Origin of the sequence: Lysinibacillus sp. FSL P4-0201 (assembly GCF_038593425.1) — a bacterium.
In the GTDB taxonomy this organism is placed as follows: domain Bacteria; phylum Bacillota; class Bacilli; order Bacillales_A; family Planococcaceae; genus Lysinibacillus; species Lysinibacillus capsici.
In genome coordinates, this window is the sequence record NZ_CP151995.1 from 1,199,539 (window position 1) to 1,221,864 (window position 22,326).

Sequence of the window (22,326 nt, forward strand, 5' to 3'; positions counted from 1 at the left end):
TCCTTTTGCAATTATAGACAATAGACATGTATAGTATGTGTAGTACATCGTTATATTAAGAAGGATAGGAGGGTTTCATATGTTTAAAACAATACCTTTTGCAAAAGGTGTCAATTTGCATATCCGACAAACGACCCAATTTAAAACCGTAAATTTTTCAATTAAATGGAGAAGAGCATTAACGGCTAAAAGTGCATCAGAGCGTACAGTATTAACAAATGTACTGCAGCACAGTAATGCTAAATATAAGACAACTGCTGCTTTTCGAAGCTTTTTAGATGACTTGTATGGTACAGTTTTGTATTTTGATACATCGAAGCGCGGAAATGAGCATACGGTTCTTATGAATGTAGAGACTGTTAATGATCATTATCTAGCAAATACAAGTGTCTTAAACGAAGTCCTTGGTTTATTGCATACAGCTATTTTTGAGCCTAATCTAGAAAATGGTGTCTTTAAGGAATCCGTTGTTGAGCGTGAGAAAAAGACAGTTATTCAACGTATTGAATCTATTTTTGACGATAAGTCTCGCTTTGCTCAATTCCGTCTACAACAAATCTTGAGACCAAATGAGCCAGCATCAATTTCAGCGAATGGTAGTGTCGAAGAAATTCAAAAGATTACCCCTGCCTCATTATTAGAGGCTTATCAATCGATGCTAGCTAACGACAAAATCGATATTTATGTAGCTGGAGACATTAATGAAGAGGAAATTGTTGCGAAATTAAAAAAAGCGCTACCATTTAAGGATCGTACTCCTGAGGAAGTTCCAGCAGTACTCCCCCAACAACATCCAGACAATGATTATGTAAGAGAACAGCATGAAATGAAACAAGGTAAACTTCATATTGGCTTTAGCACACCTGTTAGATTTGGTGATGCAGATTTCTCTAAGATGCAAATTTTTAATGGGATTTTTGGTGGATATCCACATGCTAAGCTGTTTATGAATGTTCGTGAAAAAGAGAGTCTTGCTTATTATGCTTCTAGTTCCTATGCTTCGCATTATGGACTTGTATTTGTTGTATCTGGGATTGAAGCTAAAAATGAAGAAAAAGCGCTATCTTTAATTAAAGAACAACTTGCCGTCATGCAGGCTGGGGACATTACCGATTTAGAGCTGGAGCAAACAAAGGCTATGCTGACGAATCAGCTAAAAGAATCCTTAGATTCGGCACGAGGTCAAATTGAAATTTTTGATCAATATAAGGATTTACCTGAGGAATTCTCAGTTCAAGCCTGGGCAAATAAGTGGAAAGCTGTGACAAAAGAAGATGTTGTTGCAATGGCAAAGCAAGTGCAGCTTGAAGCGGTCTATTTCTTATGTGGAAAGGAGCAAGCCGCACAATGAAAACAATAGAATTTAAACAATTAGATGAAATACTTTATTATGAAAAACTAGACAATGGCTTAGATGTTTATATATTGCCGAAAAAAGGCTTTTCCAAAACATTTGTTACATTTACAACAAAGTACGGCTCTGTCGATCGTACGTTCGTGCCAATTGGTGACACAGAAAGTATTACTGTACCAGATGGTATTGCACACTTTTTAGAGCATAAAATGTTCGAAAAAGAGGATGGAGACGTTTTCCAAAAATTTAGCGAATATGGTGCTTCTGCGAATGCATTTACATCGTTTACGCGTACAGCTTATTTATTTTCATCTACTGACAATATTTATAAAAGTACAGAAACATTATTGAATTTTGTCCAAGAACCATACTTTACAGAAGCTACTGTCAATAAAGAAAAAGGAATTATCGGGCAAGAAATTACAATGTATGATGATCAACCAGACTGGCGTCTATACTTTGGCACAATCGAAAATATGTATCATCATCATCCTGTAAAGATTGATATCGCTGGTACAATTGAATCGATTGATGGCATTACAGCCGAGCACTTATATACGTGCTACAATACGTTTTATCATCCTTCCAATATGTTGTTATTTGTGATTGGTGCTGTTGAACCAGAAGAAATGATGACGTTTATTCGTGAGAATCAAGGTAAAAAAGAGTTCCCAGAACCAACGCCTATTCAACGCTTCTTTGATATAGAACCAACAGAGGTAGCTATTAAAGAACGTACATTAAATATGGATGTTCAAAAACCAAAAATTTATGTAGGTTTAAAAGCGAAAGACACTAATTTATCAGGTCAGGACATGTTAAAGCATGAGTTGTCGGTTCAAATTGCACTTGAGCTTATTTTTGGACGTACCTCTGATTTTTATGAACGTGTTTACGAGGAAGGTTTAATTGATGAGACATATGCTTTTGATTTTACCTTAGAAAATGGTTTTGGGTTTGCCATGATCGGATCAGATTCAGCAGAGCCTGATAAATTGGCAAAAACGATTATGGACGAATTAGCAAAATATGAAGGAAATAGCCAGTTTGATCGTGCTGGTTTGGATCGTATAAAACGCAAAAAAATTGGGTTCTTCCTACGTGCACTAAATTCGATCGAGTTTATCGCAAACCAATTCACACGATATTCCTTTAATGACATGAATTTATTTGATGTAGTACCAGTACTTGAGACATTAACTGTGGATGATTTACAAAAAGCATTTGCTTCTATCCAAGGTGAAACACAGCAAACGGTCTTTAAAATTCTGCCAAGTAAGCAGGATGCACAGTGAAAAAATTTGCCCTTGTTTTAGGTGCATCAGGTGATATCGGTCATGCCATTTGTCAAAGCTTAGCTGAGGACGGCTGGTCCATCTATGTACATTATTCAAACAATCAAAATGCGGCACAGAGATTATGTGAAATGCTTACCGAAAATTTCCCTGCACAAGAATTTATGCTTGTACAGGGGGATTTTTCAATTGTTAAAGGAGCAGAATTAGTAGCCGCGCAAATTTTCAATGTGCAGGCTATTGTTTTTGCTAATGGACAAGCCCATTATTCATTGCTCGAAGATACGACAGTTGAGGATATGGATGCTTTATGGCGTGTTCATGTTCAAAATCCTATGAGACTAACAGCTTTACTTTCTGGAAAACTTCGCAAGCATGAAGTGAGCTATGTACTATTTATAGGTTCCATTTGGGGAGAAGCTGGCTCAGCGGGGGAGGCACTTTATGCAACTGTTAAGGGTGCGCAACATGCTTTTGTTAAATCCTATGCAAAAGAAGCGGCATTATCTCGGATTAGAGTGAATGCTATTGCTCCTGGTTTTATAAATACCTCAATGAACAGCCATCTAAATCAAGAAGAGCTTCAATACATTTTGGACGATATCCCACTAGGTTCCATTGGACAAACAAAAGATGTGGCTGAAATGGTACGTTTTTATTTGTCTGGTAAAGCTGATTATGTGACAGGACAAATCGTACGATTAAATGGAGGCTGGTACATATAATAATCTCTTTTGCACATACTACTTGTGTAAAGGAGGAGGAAGAATATGACCATTTTAGAAAACTGGCAAAAATGGACATCGTTTTTAGGACAAAACGTTATGCAAGCTGAATCAAGTGGTATGCCGAAGAAAATGATTCAAACGGCTGCTGTCCAAATTGGGGAATATTTGGCGACTAATGTCGATCCTAAAAACGAACAAGAGCGAGTGCTGTCGGATTTATGGGGCGTTGCCTCTGAAGATGAAAAACATGCATTAGCGAATTGTGTCATTAAGCTTGTACAAAATAAGCATGTGCAGTAAATAAAAGAGGAGAGCCAATCTCCTCTTTTTGCTATACAATAAACTTTTTATCTGTGAAAACGGGAACGTATGTAAGCCTATTTAACAGTCATCAAAAAAAATTAGTAAATAACACTGTAATTCCATGTATTCTAACTTTCCATTACATAAAAAATCAGCTATGATGGAACTTATAAAGGATTTTTTACGTTAACTAATAGGAAGGGAACGAGTGTGTTGAGCGATTGGTACTTTGAATATGAAATTCAGGTGAATCGCCCTGGATTATTAGGAGATATTGCTTCACTTTTAGGGATGCTTCGTGTCAATATTATATCAATAAATGGTGTAGATGAGGATCGACGTGGTATGTTAGTGCATACAGACAATGATGAGGCAATTGAGCGTTTTCGTACAATTGTTTCGACAATGGAACATATTAACGTAACCAAATTTCGACAACCAAAACTTCGCGACCGTTTAGCCATTAGGCATGGTCGTTATATTCCTCGAGATGCAGATGAAAAAAACACATTCCATTTCGTAAGAGATGAATTAGGTATTTTAGTCGACTTTATGGCAGAACTCTTTAAAAAAGAGGGACATAAGCTGATTGGTATTCGTGGCATGCCACGTGTTGGAAAAACTGAATCCATAGTAGCCGCCAGTGTCTGTGCCAATAAAAAATGGATCTTTTTATCATCTACAATGATTAAGCAAACAGTTCGTAATAAGCTTGTGGGAGATGAATTTAGTCGTAACAATATTTTTATTTTAGATGGTATTGTGACTCGACGTTCATCTGATGAGAAACATTTGCAATTAGTGCGTGAAATGATGAATATGCCTTGTATCAAAGTTGTAGAGCATCCAGATATGTTTGTTCAGCATTCAGAATATAAAATAGAGGATTTTGATTATATTATTGAACTACGTCATCACACTGATGAAGAAATTACTTATGAAATAATGGAAAAAAATCATATGTCCGAATCCGATTCTTTTGGAGGATTTAATTTTTAATTTGATGTTAAAGTAGGTGTTATTAGTGGCAGAATTAGGGACTCGACTGAAAGAGGCGAGACTGTCTAAAGGCTACAGCTTAGACGATTTACAAGAAATAACGAAAATCCAAAAACGTTATTTAGTAGGAATTGAAGAGGGCAATTATTCCATTATGCCTGGTTCGTTTTATGTACGAGCTTTTATCAAACAATATGCAGAAGCTGTTGGGTTGGATGCGGAAGAAATCTTAGAGACATATAAAAATGAACTACCGAGCACTCCAAACGATCAAGTAAGTCAATCGATGACGAATAGCCCCAGCAGAAGAAAAGTAACGAAAGGCCCTTCGAATAAAATGATGGAGGCTATGCCAAAAATCATTGTTGCTTTATTTATTGTAGTCATTATTGTGGCTATATGGGTGCTATGGCAATCAAAAAACAGTCCAGGGACAAGCGAAGAAGTAAATCCAACTCCTGAGATTGAATATGACACAAATGTCAAGCCAATTGATAGTGAGAAGGATAAAAAAGAACAAGAAAATAAAGATGCACAGAAAAATGATAAAGAAGATACAAAAGCTACAGAAGAAACACCAACTGATGAAGATGACACTGATCAAACTGAAGAGATGAAGCAAACAATTTCCGCGGGTACTGTTGAAGCAGATGGAGCGACAACTTCTTATACGTTAACAGGGACGGATACAATGAAACTGAAAATCGAAATATCAGGCCCTACATTTGTTGGTATTCGCAATCAACAGCAACAAGAAATCTTAACAGATACGCGTGTCTATAATGCCGGGGAAGTAGTTGAATTTGACGCCTCAACACAAAACTATGTTCGTATTCGTCTCGGTAATTCAACGCAAGCTAAAATCTATATTAATGACGAACTTCTAACGTATGCACAACAAATTGTAACGCAAAATATCGTCATCAATTTCAATAAAGAACAGTAGTCATCACCTGATGACTACTTTCTTTCATCATGAAAGGTGTTAGAAAAATGAACATTCCAAATAAAATTACCATCTCTCGAATCTTACTTATTCCATTCTTTGTCATTGTTATGATGTTTGATTTTGGCTGGGGAACATTATCACTTTTTGGTGCAGAGATGCCAATTCATCATTTTATAGGCGCACTTATTTTTATCTTTGCTTCAACAACCGATTGGGTGGATGGTTATTACGCACGTAAGTATAATCTTGTAACGACATTTGGGAAATTTTTAGATCCCTTAGCTGACAAGTTACTTGTCTCAGCAGCCTTTATTTTAATGGTCGAGCTTAAGATGGCACCTGCTTGGGTAATTATCATTATTATCAGTCGTGAATTTGCTGTAACGGGTTTACGTTTGATTTTGGCAGGTGGAGGAGAAGTCGTAGCTGCCAATCAGCTTGGTAAAATTAAAACTTGGGCACAAATTGTAGCGATTGCTGCTGCTCTTTTACACAATACAATCTTTACATTGGTTGGTATTCCATTTGATACAATCATGCTCTATGTTGCATTGTTCTTTACACTTTGGTCAGGATGGGATTATTTCTATCTAAATCGACGTGTATTACTTGAGTCTAAATAAGAAAGGTCTTGGGATCATGAATGCTGAAATTCTTGCGGTTGGCTCAGAACTATTATTAGGTCAAATTACGAATACAAATGCGAGATTTATCTCAAGCCAGCTATCCGAGCTTGGCATCAACGTTTTTTATCATACCGTAGTAGGCGATAATGCAAAGCGTTTAGAACAAGCTATCGAAGTGGCAGAGTCTCGTGCAGATCTCATTATTTTTTCGGGAGGACTTGGTCCAACAAAAGATGATTTAACGAAGGAAACGATTGCACGTCATCTTGGTGTTTCTCTTGAGTTTGATGAAGTAGCATTGACGTATATTGAGCAATTTTTTGCTAAACGAGGACGTCCAATGACGGAAAATAATCGTAAACAGGCATTAATTTTAGCTGGGAGTGAAGTATTAGCTAATCACCATGGAATGGCTCCAGGTATGATCTTCACAAAAAATGATCGCACTTATATTTTATTACCAGGACCTCCAAAAGAGTTAGAACCAATGTTTCAATTTGAGGCTAAACCTAAACTTGCTGCGATGCTTAATGATGGAGGGATCATTGCATCACATGTTATGCGATTTTATGGAATTGGTGAGGCCGAGCTTGAAGTACAAGTTCAAAATATTTTAGATGCACAAACCAATCCAACAGTTGCTCCACTTGCTTCTGATGGTGAGGTAACGTTACGCGTAACAGCTAAAGCCGCAACAGAGCAACAAGCTGGCCAGCTTATTAAGGCAAAGGTTGCAGAAATACAAGCACTTGTTGGTGATTATCAATATGGTGTAGATGATGATTCCCTTGCCTCAAAAACGGTAGAAATGCTACTGGATAATGAGCTAACAATTGCGGCTGCAGAAAGTTTAACTGCTGGTTTATTTCAATCTGAACTTGCGGAAATTCCAGGGGTAGGCAATGCACTTATAGGAGGCGTTGTTACCTATGCAGCAGATGCGAAAGTAAAACAGCTAGGCATTTCACAAGAATTAATTGATACACATGGTGTTGTGAGTGCTGAGTGTGCAGCGGCAATGGCAAGTGCTGTTCGTGAGAAATTTGCTACAAATATTGGGATTGGTCTTACAGGAGAAGCAGGTCCCACTGCACATGATCATCAGCCAGTAGGTACGGTTTGGATTGGTATTGCCATAAATGACGAGGAGCCGCTTACATATTTACTTCATTTATCAGGCATGCGGAATACGAATCGACTCCGTGCGGTGAAATTTACATGCCATTATTTAATGCAACTTTTAGAAGAACGTGGCTACACAAAACGATATTAAAATAGAGTAGAACATAGGAATTTGGGTAGAGGAAAACTATCCAAATTTTTATTTTGAAGAAAAATCGAATAAATGTTCGCTTTTTTCTTGCGTGTTTTCTCAAAAACAAGTATAGTAGAGATAGATAAAAACAGTGAACAGTTTTCGAAGGAGGAAAATGAATGAGTGATCGTAAAGCAGCCTTAGAACAGGCTCTAAAACAAATTGAAAAGAATTTTGGTAAAGGTTCCATCATGAAACTCGGTGAAAAAACCGATTTAGAAATTGCGACATCTTCAAGTGGTTCACTTGCACTTGATGCTGCATTAGGAGTGGGTGGATATCCACGTGGACGTATTATTGAAGTATACGGTCCAGAATCATCTGGTAAAACAACTGTTGCTCTACATGCCATTGCTGAAGTACAGGCATCAGGTGGACAAGCAGCATTTATCGACGCGGAGCATGCATTAGATCCAATCTATGCACAAAAATTAGGTGTCAATATTGATGAGCTATTATTATCACAGCCCGACACAGGTGAGCAAGCACTTGAAATCGCAGAAGCATTAGTGCGCAGTGGGGCTATTGATATTATCGTTATTGACTCTGTTGCTGCCTTAGTGCCAAAAGCTGAAATTGAAGGGGATATGGGTGACTCTCATGTCGGCTTACAAGCACGTCTAATGTCTCAAGCTTTACGTAAACTTTCAGGTGCGATTAATAAATCAAAAACGATTGCTATTTTCATTAACCAAATTCGTGAAAAAATCGGTGTTATGTTCGGTAATCCAGAAACAACACCAGGTGGACGAGCGCTTAAATTCTACAGCTCTGTCCGTTTAGAAGTGCGACGTGCAGAAGCTATTAAGCAAGGTAATGATATTGTTGGTAACCGTACTAAAATTAAAATTGTAAAAAATAAAGTAGCACCACCTTTCCGTACAGCTGAAGTAGATATTATGTATGGAGAAGGAATTTCTAAAGAAGGCGAAACAGTCGATTTAGGCGTAGAATTAGACATTGTACAAAAAAGTGGTTCTTGGTATGCATATGGCGATGAGCGCTTAGGTCAAGGACGAGAAAATGCTAAACAGTATTTAAAAGAAAATACTGCTGTCCTAGAAGACATAGCAAATAAAATCCGAGCTTCTTATGGTATTGCAGCTTCTTCTTATACAATTGCTGCCCATGATGATGAAGAAGAGATGGATGAAGAATTAATGTTACTTCTGGAAGAAGAATAATTAATGATTGCATTGTTCCCACTTTATTGAGGGGGCAATGCATTTTTTTGTCTATATTCTTAAATTTTTACACATAATAAGAGAGAGGCTATGTGTTTATTTCTTATGTACTGTTTTTTTATTAATTGTATTTAACATGAAAAATTTTCTAGTGAAATAGTAATAGGGAAAAAATTCACTGAATGGATAGGACTTACTTTTTTTGGCTAAGGTGGCGAACATACGCCTGACTATCCTTGACAGAGCATGAGGCTAGCTATACAATTAAATATGTATAATTTCTGAATTATGACTTTAAATAGGCAGTACATTTTATCCTCATTTAGCAAATGTTTTATAGTGAAATATCCTTTAAAATGGATGTCTAAACGCCTACTGGATGAAGATAATGCCTTTGGCCAATGAAACGGGTTTTGCATAAATTTTAACAAAATCTGGTGCATTTTAGCTAAGGCGACATAGATGTATGCGCCGACTGAAACTGTAATACCCAAATAGCAAGAGGAGGTGTTCATATGGATGGAATTACTATCATCTCCGCTTTGCTTGGACTCATCGTTGGTGCCGCTGTTAGCTATATCTACATGAAAAAAGTGAATGACTCAAAAATCACTGGTGCTAAACATGTCGCTGAAACAATCGTTGAAGAAGGAAAACGAGAAGCGGAGGCAATGAAGAAAGAAGCACTACTTGAAGCCAAAGATGAAACTCACAAATTTCGTACTGAAGCTGAAAATGACATTCGTGAACGTCGTTTAGAACTTCAAAAACAAGAGAACCGTTTATTGCAAAGAGAAGAGAATCTTGATCGCAAAGATGATGCTCTAAATAAGAGAGAAGCTGGCTTAGAGCGCAAAGAACAAGCTCTAGCTGAAAGACAACAGCATATTGAACAGATGGAGAGCAAAGTGGACGAGCTCATGGCATCACAAAAAACAGAGTTAGAACGTATTTCTGCTTTAACTAGGGATGAAGCTAAATCAATTATCCTCAATGAAGTAGAAAAAGAGTTATCAACTGATATTGCTGTGATGACGAAAGAAGCTGAAACACGTGCGAAAGAAGACTCAGATAAAAAAGCACGTGAAATTTTATCATTAGCACTACAACGCTTTGCTGCAGATCACGTAGCAGAAACAACTGTATCTGTTGTGAACTTGCCAAATGATGAAATGAAGGGACGTATTATTGGTCGCGAAGGCCGTAATATCCGTACATTGGAAACGTTAACAGGAATTGATTTAATTATTGATGATACGCCAGAAGCGGTTATATTATCAGGCTTTGATCCAATTCGCCGTGAAACAGCTCGACTTGCACTTGAAAAACTTGTACAGGATGGTCGTATTCACCCAGCTCGTATTGAGGAAATGGTGGAAAAAGCTCGACGTGAAGTGGATGAACAAATCCGCGAAACAGGTGAGCAAACTACATTTGAAATTGGTATTCATAACTTACATCCAGATTTAATGAAAATTTTAGGCCGCATGAAATATCGTACAAGCTATGGACAAAATGTTCTAAAACATTCAATTGAAGTCGCACATTTAGCAGGATTACTTGCTGCTGAACTTGGTGAAGATGTAGCATTGGCTCGTCGTGCAGGCTTATTACATGATATTGGAAAAGCAATCGATCATGAAGTTGAAGGAAGCCACGTTGAAATTGGTGTGGAATTAGCAACAAAGTATAAGGAACACCCAGTTGTCATTAATAGTATTGCTTCGCATCATGGTGATACTGAAGCAACATCTGTTATTGCGGTATTAGTCGCTGCAGCTGATGCATTATCAGCTGCTCGTCCAGGTGCACGTAGTGAAACACTTGAAAACTATATCCGCAGACTTGAAAAGTTAGAGGAAATTTCAGAAAGCTATGATGGCGTAGAAAAATCTTATGCGATTCAAGCTGGACGTGAAATTCGTATTATTGTACAACCTGAAAAAATTGATGATTTAGCGTCTCATCGTCTTGCGCGTGATATTCGCAAACGTATTGAGGAAGAACTCGATTATCCAGGTCATATTAAAGTAACAGTTATTCGCGAAACACGTGCTGTGGAATACGCGAAATAAATATTAAAATAATAGGCATCCCTTGACCAAGGTCAGGGGGTGCCTTTTTGTATGTGAATAAATTCGATGTGATCTACCCAGTAAGAATAAATGGATGATTCCAACAATATAGTATGGAATAAAGCATAGTGAACTAGCCTCAACATGAATACCTTTTAAAAATTAACAGCCTAGTTATACTCCATTTTTACAACTGGTTTATGTTTTGACAAGGAGTGAAGAGCATTGAAAGAAACAATCACATTACAAGATATATTGAAAATAGTCCGAGAAAACTTTCTTTTTATCATAAGTTTTACACTTTTTGCAGCGTTGGTTACAGCCTTTATTAGCATCTTTGTGTTAAAACCTACCTATGAGGCAGAAACGCAAATTTTAGTTAATCAAAAAAATATAGAGCAACCACATTTAGGTGTACAACAGGTTGAAACAGATCTCCGACTTATTAATACGTATAACATTATCATAACAAGTTCTGCTATTTTATCTAAAGTTATAAATAAGCTAGATTTGGATGTCACACCTGAAGTTTTAATGGATCAAATTACTGTATCTAGTGCCAATAACTCACAAGTTGTCAATATTAATGTTGTAGACAAGCAAGCAGGGTTGGCTGTCGAAATTGCCAATACAATAGCAGATGTGTTTCAAGAGGAGATCCAAGTTTTAATGACGGTTGATAATGTTAATATTTTGTCAGTTGCACAATTAGATAAGGAACCTGTACCGATTGCGCCAAATAAAACCCTTTATATAGTAGCAGCCTCGTTTATTGGTTTTGTTTTAAGTGCTGCTCTCATAATCATAATAGAGAGCTTAGATACTACAATCAAGACGGAGCAAGATATTGAAGAGCTAGTAGGACTACCGATTATTGGCTTGATTAGTCAAATTAGTGATGCTCACAATAAAAGCACTAGGATAAAATCTCGTAAAACGAGGAGAGGATCATAATGTTTTGGAAAAAAAAGAAAAAGAAGAAGTTAGTGAAAATGGCACGAAAACTTGTGACGATTGCAAATGGCCATTCTTTTATTTCTGAACAATTTCGAACAATCCGAACAAATATTACTTTTTCAATGCCTGATAGAGAAATTAAAACAATATTAGTAACATCTGCAACACCAGGTGAAGGAAAGTCAACCAATGCAGCCAATATAGGTGTTGTTTTCGCACAAGAAGGAAAACGGGTCGTCATCGTAGATGCAGATTTACGAAAACCAACAATGCATTATACGTTTCTATTGCAAAATGCTAGAGGTCTATCAAATTTACTAACAAGACATTTTACAATTTCTGAAGTCGTCAATAATACAGATATTGCTAATCTATATGTCTTGACAAGTGGGCCTATTCCTCCTAATCCAGCAGAGTTACTAGCTTCTACCTTAATGGGGAGTGTAATTGAGGAACTAAAGAAAGAGTTTGACATCATTATTTTTGATGCGCCACCCCTATTATCTGTAACAGATGCTCAAATTTTGTCCAATAAATGTGATGGTACATTATTAATTGTGAATAGTGGAGTTGCAGAAAATGAAAGTGTGTTAAAAGCAAAGGCAAGCCTTGAAGCCTCAAAAGCAAATATTTTAGGCGTAGTATTAAATAACTATAAGATGCCACTCCATCAATATTATGAGCAATATTATCGTTAATTCAAGTACCTAGACAGGGAAGTGAAGTACAGTGATTGATATGCACAGTCATATATTATTTGATGTCGATGATGGTCCGAAAACGATTGAAGAGACACTTTGTTTATTTGAGCAGGCAGTTTTGGAGGGGATTTCAACGATTGTTTCCACTTCGCATGCTTTACATCCCTTGTATAATGTCCCCTTTGATGTCGTGAATGAGCAAATTGTACAGTTACAAATGGCAATTGACCAACTTAATATGCCGTTAAAACTTTACACGGGACAAGAGGTACGCTTGGCAGGTAACATTCTAGAATTGTATGAAAAAAAACAATTACATACTTTAGCAAATTCCAATTATTTGCTGTTGGAACTTCCCTCTAATCATATTCCCAAATATACAAAGGATATCATTTACTCGTTATTAACAGCAGGCATAACACCAATTATTGCACACCCAGAGCGAAATAGAGTCATTTCAGAAAATCCAAGTCATTTGGAACAAATTATACGCGAGGGGGCACTTGCACAAATTACATCAGGGAGTTTAGCAGGATTGTTTGGCAAAACCGTCCAAAAACTTTCGCTAAATTTAGTGCGCTCGAATCTTGTCCATACATACGGTTCAGATGTGCATAACTTAAATACACGTCCTTTCTTATTTGAAAAGGGACTTAGATTTTTAGAAAAACAAAAAGATTTGGATATGGTAGAATTTTTGCTTGAAAATAACGAACGAATCATTAATAATCTTCCATTAATTGTATATGAACCAGATGATACTTTCACAAAAAAATGGTGGAAGTTTTTTTAAAATGGGAAAGCACCTTTAAGTTGTAAGGACATAAAAGGAAGCAAAAAGTAGCTGAAGCACTAGAGACATTCAGTGTTTAAGGGGGGGCATATGAGATGCGAGTTGTTTTTATGAGGAGTAACCCTGTATCTCCAGATCCAAGGGTTGAAAAGGAAGCACATTGCCTTGCGAAAAATAATTGGAAGGTTCACATTTTAGCTTGGGATAGAGATAAAAAATATAAAATAAAGAACCAGCTGTTAGAAGGTGAACAGGCAATTCGTATTACAAGGTTTGGTATTCCGGCAACATTTGGAGGAGGTTTGAAAAAGAACTTAGTCCCACTTATAAAATTTCAACTTAAACTTTTTCAATGGTTACTTCGCCATAAAAATACGTATGATATGATTCACGCTTGTGATTTTGATACAGCGTTAATAGGTACAATATGTGGGAAATTACTTCGTAAAAAAGTAATCTACGACGTATTTGATTCGTATACATCACCATTTTATGGACCGGAGATTATTGGAAAGGTCATTGCTAGTCTAGATATACGCCTTATGAATAGTGTGGATGCAGTCATTATATGTACAGAAAAGCGCAAAGAACAGATTGCTAAAGCTTCACCTAAAAAAATAGAGGTCATATATAATACTCCACGTTATATAGATTCCAATGATTGCTTAGAGTTGAATCCGAAAAAAGTAAAAATAGTCTATGTAGGTATACTTACTGAAAATCGATTGATTAGTGAATTGGTTGAAGTAGTAAAAAATACGCCAAGTTATGAGCTGCATATTGGTGGATTTGGTAAGTTAGCTGATACATTGCTGCAAGCTTCGAAAATGCATGACAATATACACTTTTATGGTAAGTTACCCTATGAAAAAACAATAGAGTTAGAAAATAATTGTGACATTATGACGGCTATTTATGATCCTACCATTTCTAACCATTATTATGCTGCACCTAATAAATTCTATGAAGCATTAATGCTTGGTAAGCCTTTGATTATGGTGAAAAATACGGGAATGTCAGAAGTAGTTGCAACAAATAATTTTGGAGAACTTATTGATTACAATAGAGAGAGTTTACAAAACGGAATTGAGAATTTGGTAAAGCGTAGAAAAGAATGGCCGGAAATTTCTCGTGAAATGAAGGCACTGTACGAAGAAGGTTACAGCTGGGCGAAAATGGAGAAACGGATAACAGATTTATACAGTAATTTATAAAAGCTATGCGGAGTGTGAGTAGCAAAGATAGTAGCTCGTAGCGGCTATCGATCCAATTTTTATCCACAAACGTAAGAGCAATATGAAAATTTACAGTAGTATTTTTAGGGGGGCTAATATGAAAATATTATTTGTTGCACAAAATTTTCAAATGGGTGGTATCCAAAAGGCATTAATTAATATGCTAAAAGAAATCAGCCCCTACGAGAAATATGAGATAGATGTTTTCACATTTAGTGGAGGGGAATTAATGAACGATATTCCCTCCAATGTGAAGGTAACTACAGGGAACCTACTGTTACAACTAATTGCTACACCTTTTGCTGAAGTGAAAAAAAGAAATAACGTATGGCATATTATTTTACGCATTGTGTGTATGATAGTTGTTCGATTAATAGGTTCCCATAACTTCTATTCGATGCTTTTAAAAAAACATCGCAATAATTGTCATTATGATATCGCCATATCTTATTTTAATGATGTACCCAATCAATACTTCAATAAGGGGACCAATTTATTTGTAGATCAGTTTGTGATAGCAAATCGTAAGCTCGCATGGATTCATACAGATCCCATTAAAGCGAATTTTAATTATGAGGCTTGTGTCAAAACCTATAAAAATTTTGATCGATTATTATGTGTTTCAGTAGCATGTAAGGAAAATTTAATAAATTTTCTTCCACAATATCAACATAAAATTCAAGTGGTTTATAATTTTTTTCCAATCGAAGAGATTAAAGAACTGGCATGTCAATATACACCGTTTCATAAAAGCGAGTTGGATTTAATATCTGTTGGGCGAATTGAAAATAGTACAAAAAGGTTCGACCTTATTCCACATCTGTGTAAGTTGTTAAAGGAAACTTCTATTAATAATTTTCGCTGGCGCATTTTAGGGGATGGACCAGACCTACTTTCGAATCAGCAATTAGCTTTGCAGCTAGGTGTAGAGGATGTAGTTGAATTTGTAGGAGAAATGAAAAATCCCTATCCATTTATAAAATGTAGTGATGTATTCGTTTTAACATCTGCCTACGAAGGCTACCCAATGGTCATTGGGGAGGCATTAATTGTACAAACGCCTGTTATTACAACGGACTTTGCCGCAGCAGGTGAACAAATTTGTAATGGTCATAACGGATTGATAACAGGCTTTAACATTCAAGATATCTTTCAAGTCATTTCTAGTGTTATGAAAAATACAGAATTACTACACAATATGAAAAATTACATAGAGGAAAACCACTACACAAACAAAAAAGCTCAAGAGCAACTAGTATTGGAGTTTGATGTACATGATAGAATCTAAGAATTTTAGTGTGCTCATTTGTATAATTTCAAGTATCTTTGTCGTATTCAAAATATATACAGGTAGTAATCTATTTCTCTGGCTCTTCTTCCTTTTAACTAGTTTGGCGATGCTGCTAGATAAGCAGCAGCATCGAATTGACTATTTATTGTTTTTTATTTCGTGGGTGTATGTCATTAAATTCGATATATCAGGATATTCACTGCTTGTTGTACTTAGTTCTTTCTATATTTTGTTAAGTATTTTGACGCTCTTTTTACAAAAGCAAGGTATTTCAAAACGACTCCTATTAACCTATTTTTTATTTGCATTTTATACGGTGGCCGTAACGATAGTTAGTGGTGGTAATCTTATTGCAGTTTTAGGCTTTGTGTTGAATTATAGTGTGCTCTTTTGTGCAATATTGACCCTCGATGATAAGGCATATTTCAGAAGGTATACGTATATCTATGCATCGGGTTTACTAGCTGCTTCAATCGTTCGATTGATTAGTTATTCTATTCCAGAAATTGATCATTTTATAGAGTCAATGACCATTGTGAATACAGTGAAGACAATGAACTCGATTAGTACAAGATTTACGGGTTTAGATTTAGATCCAAATTACTTTAGTTTGCAAGTATTAATAGCTATGGCTTGTTTATTAGTGCTTTTTAATCTGGATGGAAAAAAGGAGAAAAAGTCAATTGTATTACTCGTGATATTAGCATTTTTTGGCATACTGACATATTCCAAAATGTTTATTATTACATTAATCATTTTCATTATGATGACATTTATTGTCTTCACTAAAAATAATGTGAAGACTGCTATTAAATTTTCGTCTTTTATCGTGATTATTTGTGGGGTTGCCCTCTATTTTTTTTACGAGAAGTTATTCGAAATTTATTGGATTCGGTTTTTTGGGTCAGGAATATCGACAGATGCCATTACCACTGGTCGAGTGAGTAGTTGGAGCCTATTTGTAAATGAAATCCTTCAAAACACGAAAGTATTTGTTTTGGGTGCAGGCTTTGGCACAAGCTTTGCGAAGGTAAAGATGGCACATACAATGTACTTATCAACTCCCTATTATATAGGTTTAATCGGAATAGTCTTGTCAGTACTATACATTTCAAGCCTCTATAAAGTACTTAGAGAGAATGTCGGAATTATGAATAGACCAGGCTTTCAAATCCTTTCAATCAACGCTATTCCTCTCTATATCATGTTAATAGCGAATATAGGACTTGATTCATTTGTCATGGATTATTTTCCATATCATATTTTATTAATTATGTTTGCACTGACTATGAGTAAAAGTAAGGGAGTTACTATGAATGGGAGGTGAGGTGAGTGCCATATTTAAGCATTATTGTCCCCGTCTATAATACGGAACCTTACTTAAAAATGTGTCTTGATAGTATTCTGAGACAGGAATTCGTAGATTTTGAGTTGATATTAGTAAATGATGGCTCGACTGATAGCTGCTCAGTAATCTGCGATGAATATGCCGAATCTGATACAAGAATTACCGTCATTCATCAAGCAAATAGTGGTGCTGTCAGTGCCCGTAAAGCAGGGCTAAGGGTCGCCAAAGGACAGTATATTGGTTATGTAGATAGTGATGATTGGATTGAAGTTGATATGTATAAATCATTATGTAATACTGCACGTGTTTTTGATGTAGATATTGTTATTTGTGACATTGTAGAAAATTATCCACTCCAAGAAGTGAAGAGATCACAGCTTGTCTCGCCTGGTTTGTACAGGAAGGATAGAATGGAAAAAGAAGTATATCCAATTATGCTATATTCGGGTGAGTATTACCGTTTTGGCTTATATCCATCTTTATCTAATAAAATATTTAAAAGAGACCTATTAGAGAAAAATCTCTTTGATGTGGATGATCAAATTTGCATGGGGGACGATGCTGCTTGTACATATCCTAGCTTACTTGATGCAGAAAGTATTTATATATTAGAAAATCAGTATCTCTACCATTACCGTCAGCATTCTTCTTCCATGACGGCTAGTTATGATCAGATGTTTTTTAAAAAAATACTTGTGTTGTATGAACAATTGAAAGTTTTAAAGTACAGGAAAGCAGACCAGGTTCCTAATTTTGCTGAACAACTTCAGTATTATTTTACTTATTTAGTGATGGCAGCGGTGAATAATGAATTGAATAGATTCAACCATAAGCGTTTACATGAAAAGCGTACCTTTATTAAGAAAATGTTGATTCATGAAGCGTTTCATGGATCGTTGCATGCGATTCGGATGACAAATATGCCGCTCAAATCAAAGATCTATACTTGGTTATTAAAGAAAAAACAAATTCTTTTACTTTTCATGTTGAATAGGTTTAAACAGCGGATCAGTGATTGCAAAGGCTTAATTCCTACTTTTACTAAAAGAAAAGGTGCTTACCAGCATGAGAACTAAGAGAGTAGTTTTAAATTTAATGTCTAATGTATTACTACAAGTTGTAGCAGCGGTTATTAATTTCATTTTACCTCGACTATTTATGACAACATACGGCTCTGCTACAAACGGGCTTGTTTCGTCGATTAAGCAATTTTTAAGTTATTTAAAAATAGTAGAGGCTGGGGTTGGTAATGCATCGATAGTGGCACTTTATAAGCCACTAGCCAAGGGTGATAAAGACCAAATAAATGGAATTCTTTCAGCGACTAATCGTTTTTATAGACGTTCGGGTTATGTCTTTGTTGGATTAGTCGCCATTTTGGCTATTTGTTATCCGTTATTAGTAGGAGATGAAGTGAATCCGCGAACGGCTCTTTACATGGTACTTATTTTGGGGATTAGTGGCATGTGGGAGTATTTTTTTATAGGGAAATATTTAGTTCTACTGTCGGCAGATCAAAAAAGCTTTGTTATTTTTCGCATTCAAACAATGTTGCTTTTTGCGAGTGCACTATTGTCAGTTACTTTGATAGCATTTGGTTTTTCCATCGTCATTGTTGTTGCTAGTTCAAATGCCTTATTGTTACTGGATGTTCTTTTTTTAAGATTGTATGTTAAAAAGAAATATCCATATTTCAATTGTAAAAAACAAGCGAATACGTTAGCAATTAAAGATAAATGGGATGCTTTAATTCATCAAATTGCCTCGTTAGTGGTGTTTAACACGCCGTTTATTTTAATAACGATTTTTCTGGGCTTAACAGAAGTCAGTGTGTTTACAGTTTATAGTATGGTGTTTAATGCAGTCACATTGTTTATATCCACTTTTTCAGGGGCGATATTAGCAGCTTTTGGAGACATTCTTGTCAAAGAGGATAAGGACGTTCTTCGGAAATATTTTCATCACTTTGAATATATTTTTTATGGCATCATTGCTTTTAGCTACACATGTACAGCTATTTTAATATTGCCATTTATAAAGATTTATACAGCAGGGATTGAAGATGCCAATTACATAAGGCCCTGGTTAGCAATATTGTTTGTCATTGTAGGAGTAGCGAATACAATTCGGATTCCTGCCAATACGTTAGTGAATGCTGCAGGCCATTTTAGAGAGACGAAAAATCGTGCCATTATGGAAGCATTAATCAACCTTGTAGTTTCTCTTGTTTTTGTACAGTTTTTTGGCGCAGAAGGAATATTACTGGGAGGAATTTGTTCATACGGCTATCGTACTTATGATTTAATCATTTATTCTTCTAAAAAGATTTTACAAAATTCACCTAAAGATACTGTCAAAAAAATTGTGCAAAATAGTATTTGTGCACTTACTGCAGCAATACCATTTATATTTTTTATCGAGCTCCATATTACATCTGCAGGTTCATGGCTTGTAGCCGCTATATGTATTTCCTTGTGGACGATGTTTATTTTATTAGTAGGTAATTTTATTATTGAGCCTCAAACAATGCGAGATATTTTGGTGCAATTAAAGAGAACAATTACCAATAGTAAATAATTTTATCCCTGCATTGAGTAAGGTAAGTAGCATAATTGAAAGGCAAATTGATTCCTTTGAAATGGCAGGTGAGGGTGATGAAGCGAGAAGTCAAAGAAATATATTTACTACGATACGTTGCTTGCTTAGGGATTGTGTTAATGCATAGTGTCACGTTGGCATTAAACATGTATGACATAGAAGAAGGTCCACTATTCGTAATCCTGACATCTATTCAGCTGATCTTTATGTTCGGGACACCTCTTTTTATATTTATCTCAGAGTTTGTCATTGCCTATTCCTATTCAGATCGTTTGCCGAAAAAGTTTTATGTAAAACGTTATAAATATATGTTAACGCCATTTCTTTTTATTGGACTACTCGATGCCGTTCTTAAATCAATCGAATCGCCTTCTATTGAATTTGCCAAAAAACTACTACTAAATTATTTGGAAGGTGATTTCCATGGTTATTTTATCGTGATCATTTTTCAGTTTTATATCATTCATCCATTTTTTGTGAAATTTATTGCCTCAAGATACCCTGCCTATAAAGTAATAATGACTGCTTTTATCATTAATTTTGGTTACTTAGCCTTTTTTAATTTTTTGGATCCATTTAAGTATTTTCCTGATTTAGCGTATACTAGTTTACAATGGGATTTTTTTAATAAGATGCCATTTCCTGCGTGGATTGCTTATTTTGCAGTAGCTTATTACTGTGGAAAAAATTATGATAATTTTCTATCGTGGTTACAGCGTTTTCGTTTTCTGTTACTAGCAGTATTACTAATCACAGTAAGTCTTTTGCTAACCACTCAATTATCAGGTATTATTACGGAAGTTCATTCAAAGAGAATAGACGTTATCCTTTATACATTCAGTGTAGCTTTTCTGTTATTTTTCATAGCGAGTAACAGAAGAAAAATGCCGGAATTTATCATTTTTATTAGTCGTTATTCCTTCGGTATATATTTATTACATCCCCTAGTTAATAGCCTACTTAAAATTTTTTTAACGAATTTTATCGAAACATTAAGTGTATTTTCTGTCATTGCCATTTCATTTATTGTCAGTCTCAGTTGCTCCATTTGTATAACATATATAATGAGTAAATGGAAATTAGGCGCTTTTTTTATAGGGCAACTCAATACGACTCCTCTAATAAAAAAGATGCACAATTTCCCATCCAGAAATCCTAAATAAACGGGTATTTAAACGTGTAAATGTGGTAAGGCTTGCGTTTTACTTTGCGATTGCCAAAGCAAAGATGGTAAACTAAAAGATGTTATTTAGAGAAAGTGTGGTCTTGCATAATGAAAGTTCTATTTATTGGTGATATTGTTGGTTCAATTGGTCGAGATGCGGTGGAAAAATATTTACCTCGCTTAAAAAAGAAGTATAATCCAGATGTTGTGATTGCAAATGGGGAAAATGCTGCGGCAGGACGAGGGATTACTCGTAATATTTATAATAGCTTGCTACAAATGGGTGTAGATGTTATTACGATGGGGAATCATACATGGGACAATAAAGATATTTTTGATTTTATTGATGACGCGGATTACTTAATCCGTCCGGCAAACTTTTCAAGTGAAGCACCTGGTAAAGGTATGGTTCAGATTTCTAAAAATGGCGTGACATTATCTGTCATTAATTTACATGGTCGCGTATTTTTACCGCCACATGAGGATCCGTTTGCAATGGCAGATCAATTGATTGCAGAGGCTCGACAAATATCTCCACTTGTCTTCGTGGATTTTCATGCTGAAGCGACTAGTGAAAAAATCGCTCTTGGTTGGCATTTAGATGGAAAGGCTTCAGCGGTTGTTGGGACACATACACATGTGCAAACAGCAGATGCAAGAATCTACCCACAAGGTACGGCTTATATCACGGATGTTGGTATGACAGGGCCGTACGATGAAATTTTAGGTATGACGAAGGAAAGTGTCATCTATAAATTCCAAACAAACATGCCATCTCGTTTTGAAGTTCCGAAAAAAGGGCGAGAGGTTTTGAGTGGTTTCTTTGTCGAGATGGATGATCGAACAGGAAAAGCTATTGCCTGTGAACGCATTTATATAAATGAAGACTATCCATTTCAAGGGTAGATAAGTCGAAGAATGTTTTTTTACGTTTCTTTTACGGGGATATAGGTTTCTTTGTCAAACTAGTCTATTTCCGTTTTGCGGAGCATAAAATGTGCTACGGACAATAACTTGAGGTCCAAAAAGGGGGACATGAGTTGTTGAGCGTAAACACTATTCGCGAAACGGGGAGGAATAATTGTGGATTCATTAAAAGTATCATCACGCTCTAATCCAAATTCAGTTGCAGGTGCATTAGTCGCGGTAATCAGAGAAAAAGGGCAGGCAGAAATGCAAGCAGTTGGGGCAGGTGCACTTAACCAAGCCGTGAAAGCAGTGGCCATTGCACGCGGATTTGTAGCGCCAAGTGGCACAGATTTAATTTGCGCGCCGGCGTTTGCCGATATTTTGATTGCTGGAGAAGAACGAACAGCATTAAAGCTGCTAGTGGAAAAACGTATTCGATAAAAAAGTAATGAAGTAAAATGCTCTGTCACATAATATGGTGGCGGAGCATTTTTTCGTTTT

Annotated in this window: 21 protein-coding genes; all 21 read left to right on the top strand. The window is 36.0% G+C overall.

The window, feature by feature from the left end; translation table 11 throughout:
- Positions 1–79 precede the first annotated feature (79 nt).
- The 21 genes from MKY76_RS05695 to MKY76_RS05795 all read left to right on the top strand — a co-directional run bounded on the left by MKY76_RS05695 (position 80) and on the right by MKY76_RS05795 (position 22,266).
- Entirely contained in the window at positions 80–1,351 is a 1,272-nt protein-coding gene (locus tag MKY76_RS05695) for a pitrilysin family protein (RefSeq protein WP_342557498.1), read from the top strand.
- Positions 1,348–2,649 (top strand): pitrilysin family protein, encoded by a 1,302-nt coding sequence (locus MKY76_RS05700; protein ID WP_066036548.1) that lies wholly within the window; start codon positions 1,348–1,350, stop codon positions 2,647–2,649. The genes MKY76_RS05695 and MKY76_RS05700 overlap by 4 nt, the downstream gene beginning before the upstream one ends.
- Positions 2,646–3,374 carry an SDR family oxidoreductase gene (locus MKY76_RS05705; RefSeq protein WP_016992831.1) on the top strand — a complete coding sequence of 243 codons (729 nt, stop codon included), beginning with the start codon at positions 2,646–2,648 and terminating at the stop codon, positions 3,372–3,374. Before MKY76_RS05700 ends, MKY76_RS05705 begins: the two co-directional genes overlap by 4 nt.
- Before the next feature lie 45 nt (positions 3,375–3,419).
- Positions 3,420–3,677, top strand: coding sequence for a DUF3243 domain-containing protein (locus MKY76_RS05710; protein ID WP_004224939.1), 258 nt, complete (start codon positions 3,420–3,422; stop codon positions 3,675–3,677).
- Positions 3,678–3,893: 216 nt separating this feature from the next.
- Complete coding sequence (locus MKY76_RS05715; protein ID WP_026023397.1) at positions 3,894–4,679, top strand: DUF3388 domain-containing protein; 786 nt, start codon at positions 3,894–3,896, stop codon at positions 4,677–4,679.
- A gap of 16 nt (positions 4,680–4,695) precedes the next feature.
- Positions 4,696–5,625: a helix-turn-helix domain-containing protein gene (locus tag MKY76_RS05720; protein WP_175400707.1), complete on the top strand. Its 930-nt coding sequence runs from the start codon at positions 4,696–4,698 to the stop codon at positions 5,623–5,625.
- Positions 5,626–5,672: 47 nt separating this feature from the next.
- Positions 5,673–6,251 (top strand): CDP-diacylglycerol--glycerol-3-phosphate 3-phosphatidyltransferase, encoded by a 579-nt coding sequence (pgsA, locus tag MKY76_RS05725; RefSeq protein ID WP_004224936.1) that lies wholly within the window; start codon positions 5,673–5,675, stop codon positions 6,249–6,251.
- A gap of 16 nt (positions 6,252–6,267) precedes the next feature.
- A complete protein-coding gene (locus MKY76_RS05730; protein ID WP_054550950.1) occupies positions 6,268–7,527 on the top strand; it encodes a competence/damage-inducible protein A in 1,260 nt (419 codons plus the stop codon).
- A gap of 161 nt (positions 7,528–7,688) precedes the next feature.
- Complete coding sequence (recA, locus tag MKY76_RS05735; protein ID WP_004224934.1) at positions 7,689–8,753, top strand: recombinase RecA; 1,065 nt, start codon at positions 7,689–7,691, stop codon at positions 8,751–8,753.
- 515 nt (positions 8,754–9,268) lie between these two features.
- A complete protein-coding gene (rny, locus tag MKY76_RS05740) occupies positions 9,269–10,828 on the top strand; it encodes a ribonuclease Y (protein ID WP_004224930.1) in 1,560 nt (519 codons plus the stop codon).
- A 225-nt stretch (positions 10,829–11,053) separates the two neighbouring features.
- Positions 11,054–11,782 carry a Wzz/FepE/Etk N-terminal domain-containing protein gene (locus tag MKY76_RS05745; protein ID WP_112117507.1) on the top strand — a complete coding sequence of 243 codons (729 nt, stop codon included), beginning with the start codon at positions 11,054–11,056 and terminating at the stop codon, positions 11,780–11,782.
- A complete protein-coding gene (locus MKY76_RS05750; RefSeq protein WP_308339963.1) occupies positions 11,782–12,483 on the top strand; it encodes a CpsD/CapB family tyrosine-protein kinase in 702 nt (233 codons plus the stop codon). Before MKY76_RS05745 ends, MKY76_RS05750 begins: the two co-directional genes overlap by 1 nt.
- A gap of 40 nt (positions 12,484–12,523) precedes the next feature.
- Positions 12,524–13,279, top strand: coding sequence for a CpsB/CapC family capsule biosynthesis tyrosine phosphatase (locus MKY76_RS05755; RefSeq protein ID WP_342557886.1), 756 nt, complete (start codon positions 12,524–12,526; stop codon positions 13,277–13,279).
- Between the two features lie 95 nt (positions 13,280–13,374).
- Positions 13,375–14,493, top strand: a complete 1,119-nt coding sequence (locus tag MKY76_RS05760) for a glycosyltransferase family 4 protein (protein WP_342557499.1) — start codon at positions 13,375–13,377, stop codon at positions 14,491–14,493.
- A gap of 118 nt (positions 14,494–14,611) precedes the next feature.
- Entirely contained in the window at positions 14,612–15,802 is a 1,191-nt protein-coding gene (locus MKY76_RS05765) for a glycosyltransferase (RefSeq protein ID WP_342557500.1), read from the top strand.
- Positions 15,789–17,132 (top strand): hypothetical protein, encoded by a 1,344-nt coding sequence (locus tag MKY76_RS05770; RefSeq protein WP_342557501.1) that lies wholly within the window; start codon positions 15,789–15,791, stop codon positions 17,130–17,132. Before MKY76_RS05765 ends, MKY76_RS05770 begins: the two co-directional genes overlap by 14 nt.
- 5 nt (positions 17,133–17,137) lie before the next feature.
- The gene (locus MKY76_RS05775; RefSeq protein WP_305193141.1) at positions 17,138–18,229 is read left to right on the top strand and encodes a glycosyltransferase; all 1,092 of its coding nucleotides are present in this window, start codon (positions 17,138–17,140) and stop codon (positions 18,227–18,229) included.
- Positions 18,219–19,730 carry a polysaccharide transport protein gene (locus MKY76_RS05780; RefSeq protein WP_342557502.1) on the top strand — a complete coding sequence of 504 codons (1,512 nt, stop codon included), beginning with the start codon at positions 18,219–18,221 and terminating at the stop codon, positions 19,728–19,730. The genes MKY76_RS05775 and MKY76_RS05780 overlap by 11 nt, the downstream gene beginning before the upstream one ends.
- Positions 19,731–19,807: 77 nt before the next feature.
- Positions 19,808–20,914, top strand: a complete 1,107-nt coding sequence (locus MKY76_RS05785) for an acyltransferase family protein (protein WP_342557503.1) — start codon at positions 19,808–19,810, stop codon at positions 20,912–20,914.
- Between the two features lie 110 nt (positions 20,915–21,024).
- Complete coding sequence (locus MKY76_RS05790; RefSeq protein WP_048391507.1) at positions 21,025–21,822, top strand: TIGR00282 family metallophosphoesterase; 798 nt, start codon at positions 21,025–21,027, stop codon at positions 21,820–21,822.
- A 177-nt stretch (positions 21,823–21,999) separates the two neighbouring features.
- Positions 22,000–22,266 (top strand): stage V sporulation protein S, encoded by a 267-nt coding sequence (locus MKY76_RS05795; RefSeq protein WP_004224903.1) that lies wholly within the window; start codon positions 22,000–22,002, stop codon positions 22,264–22,266.
- Positions 22,267–22,326: the final 60 nt, after the last annotated feature.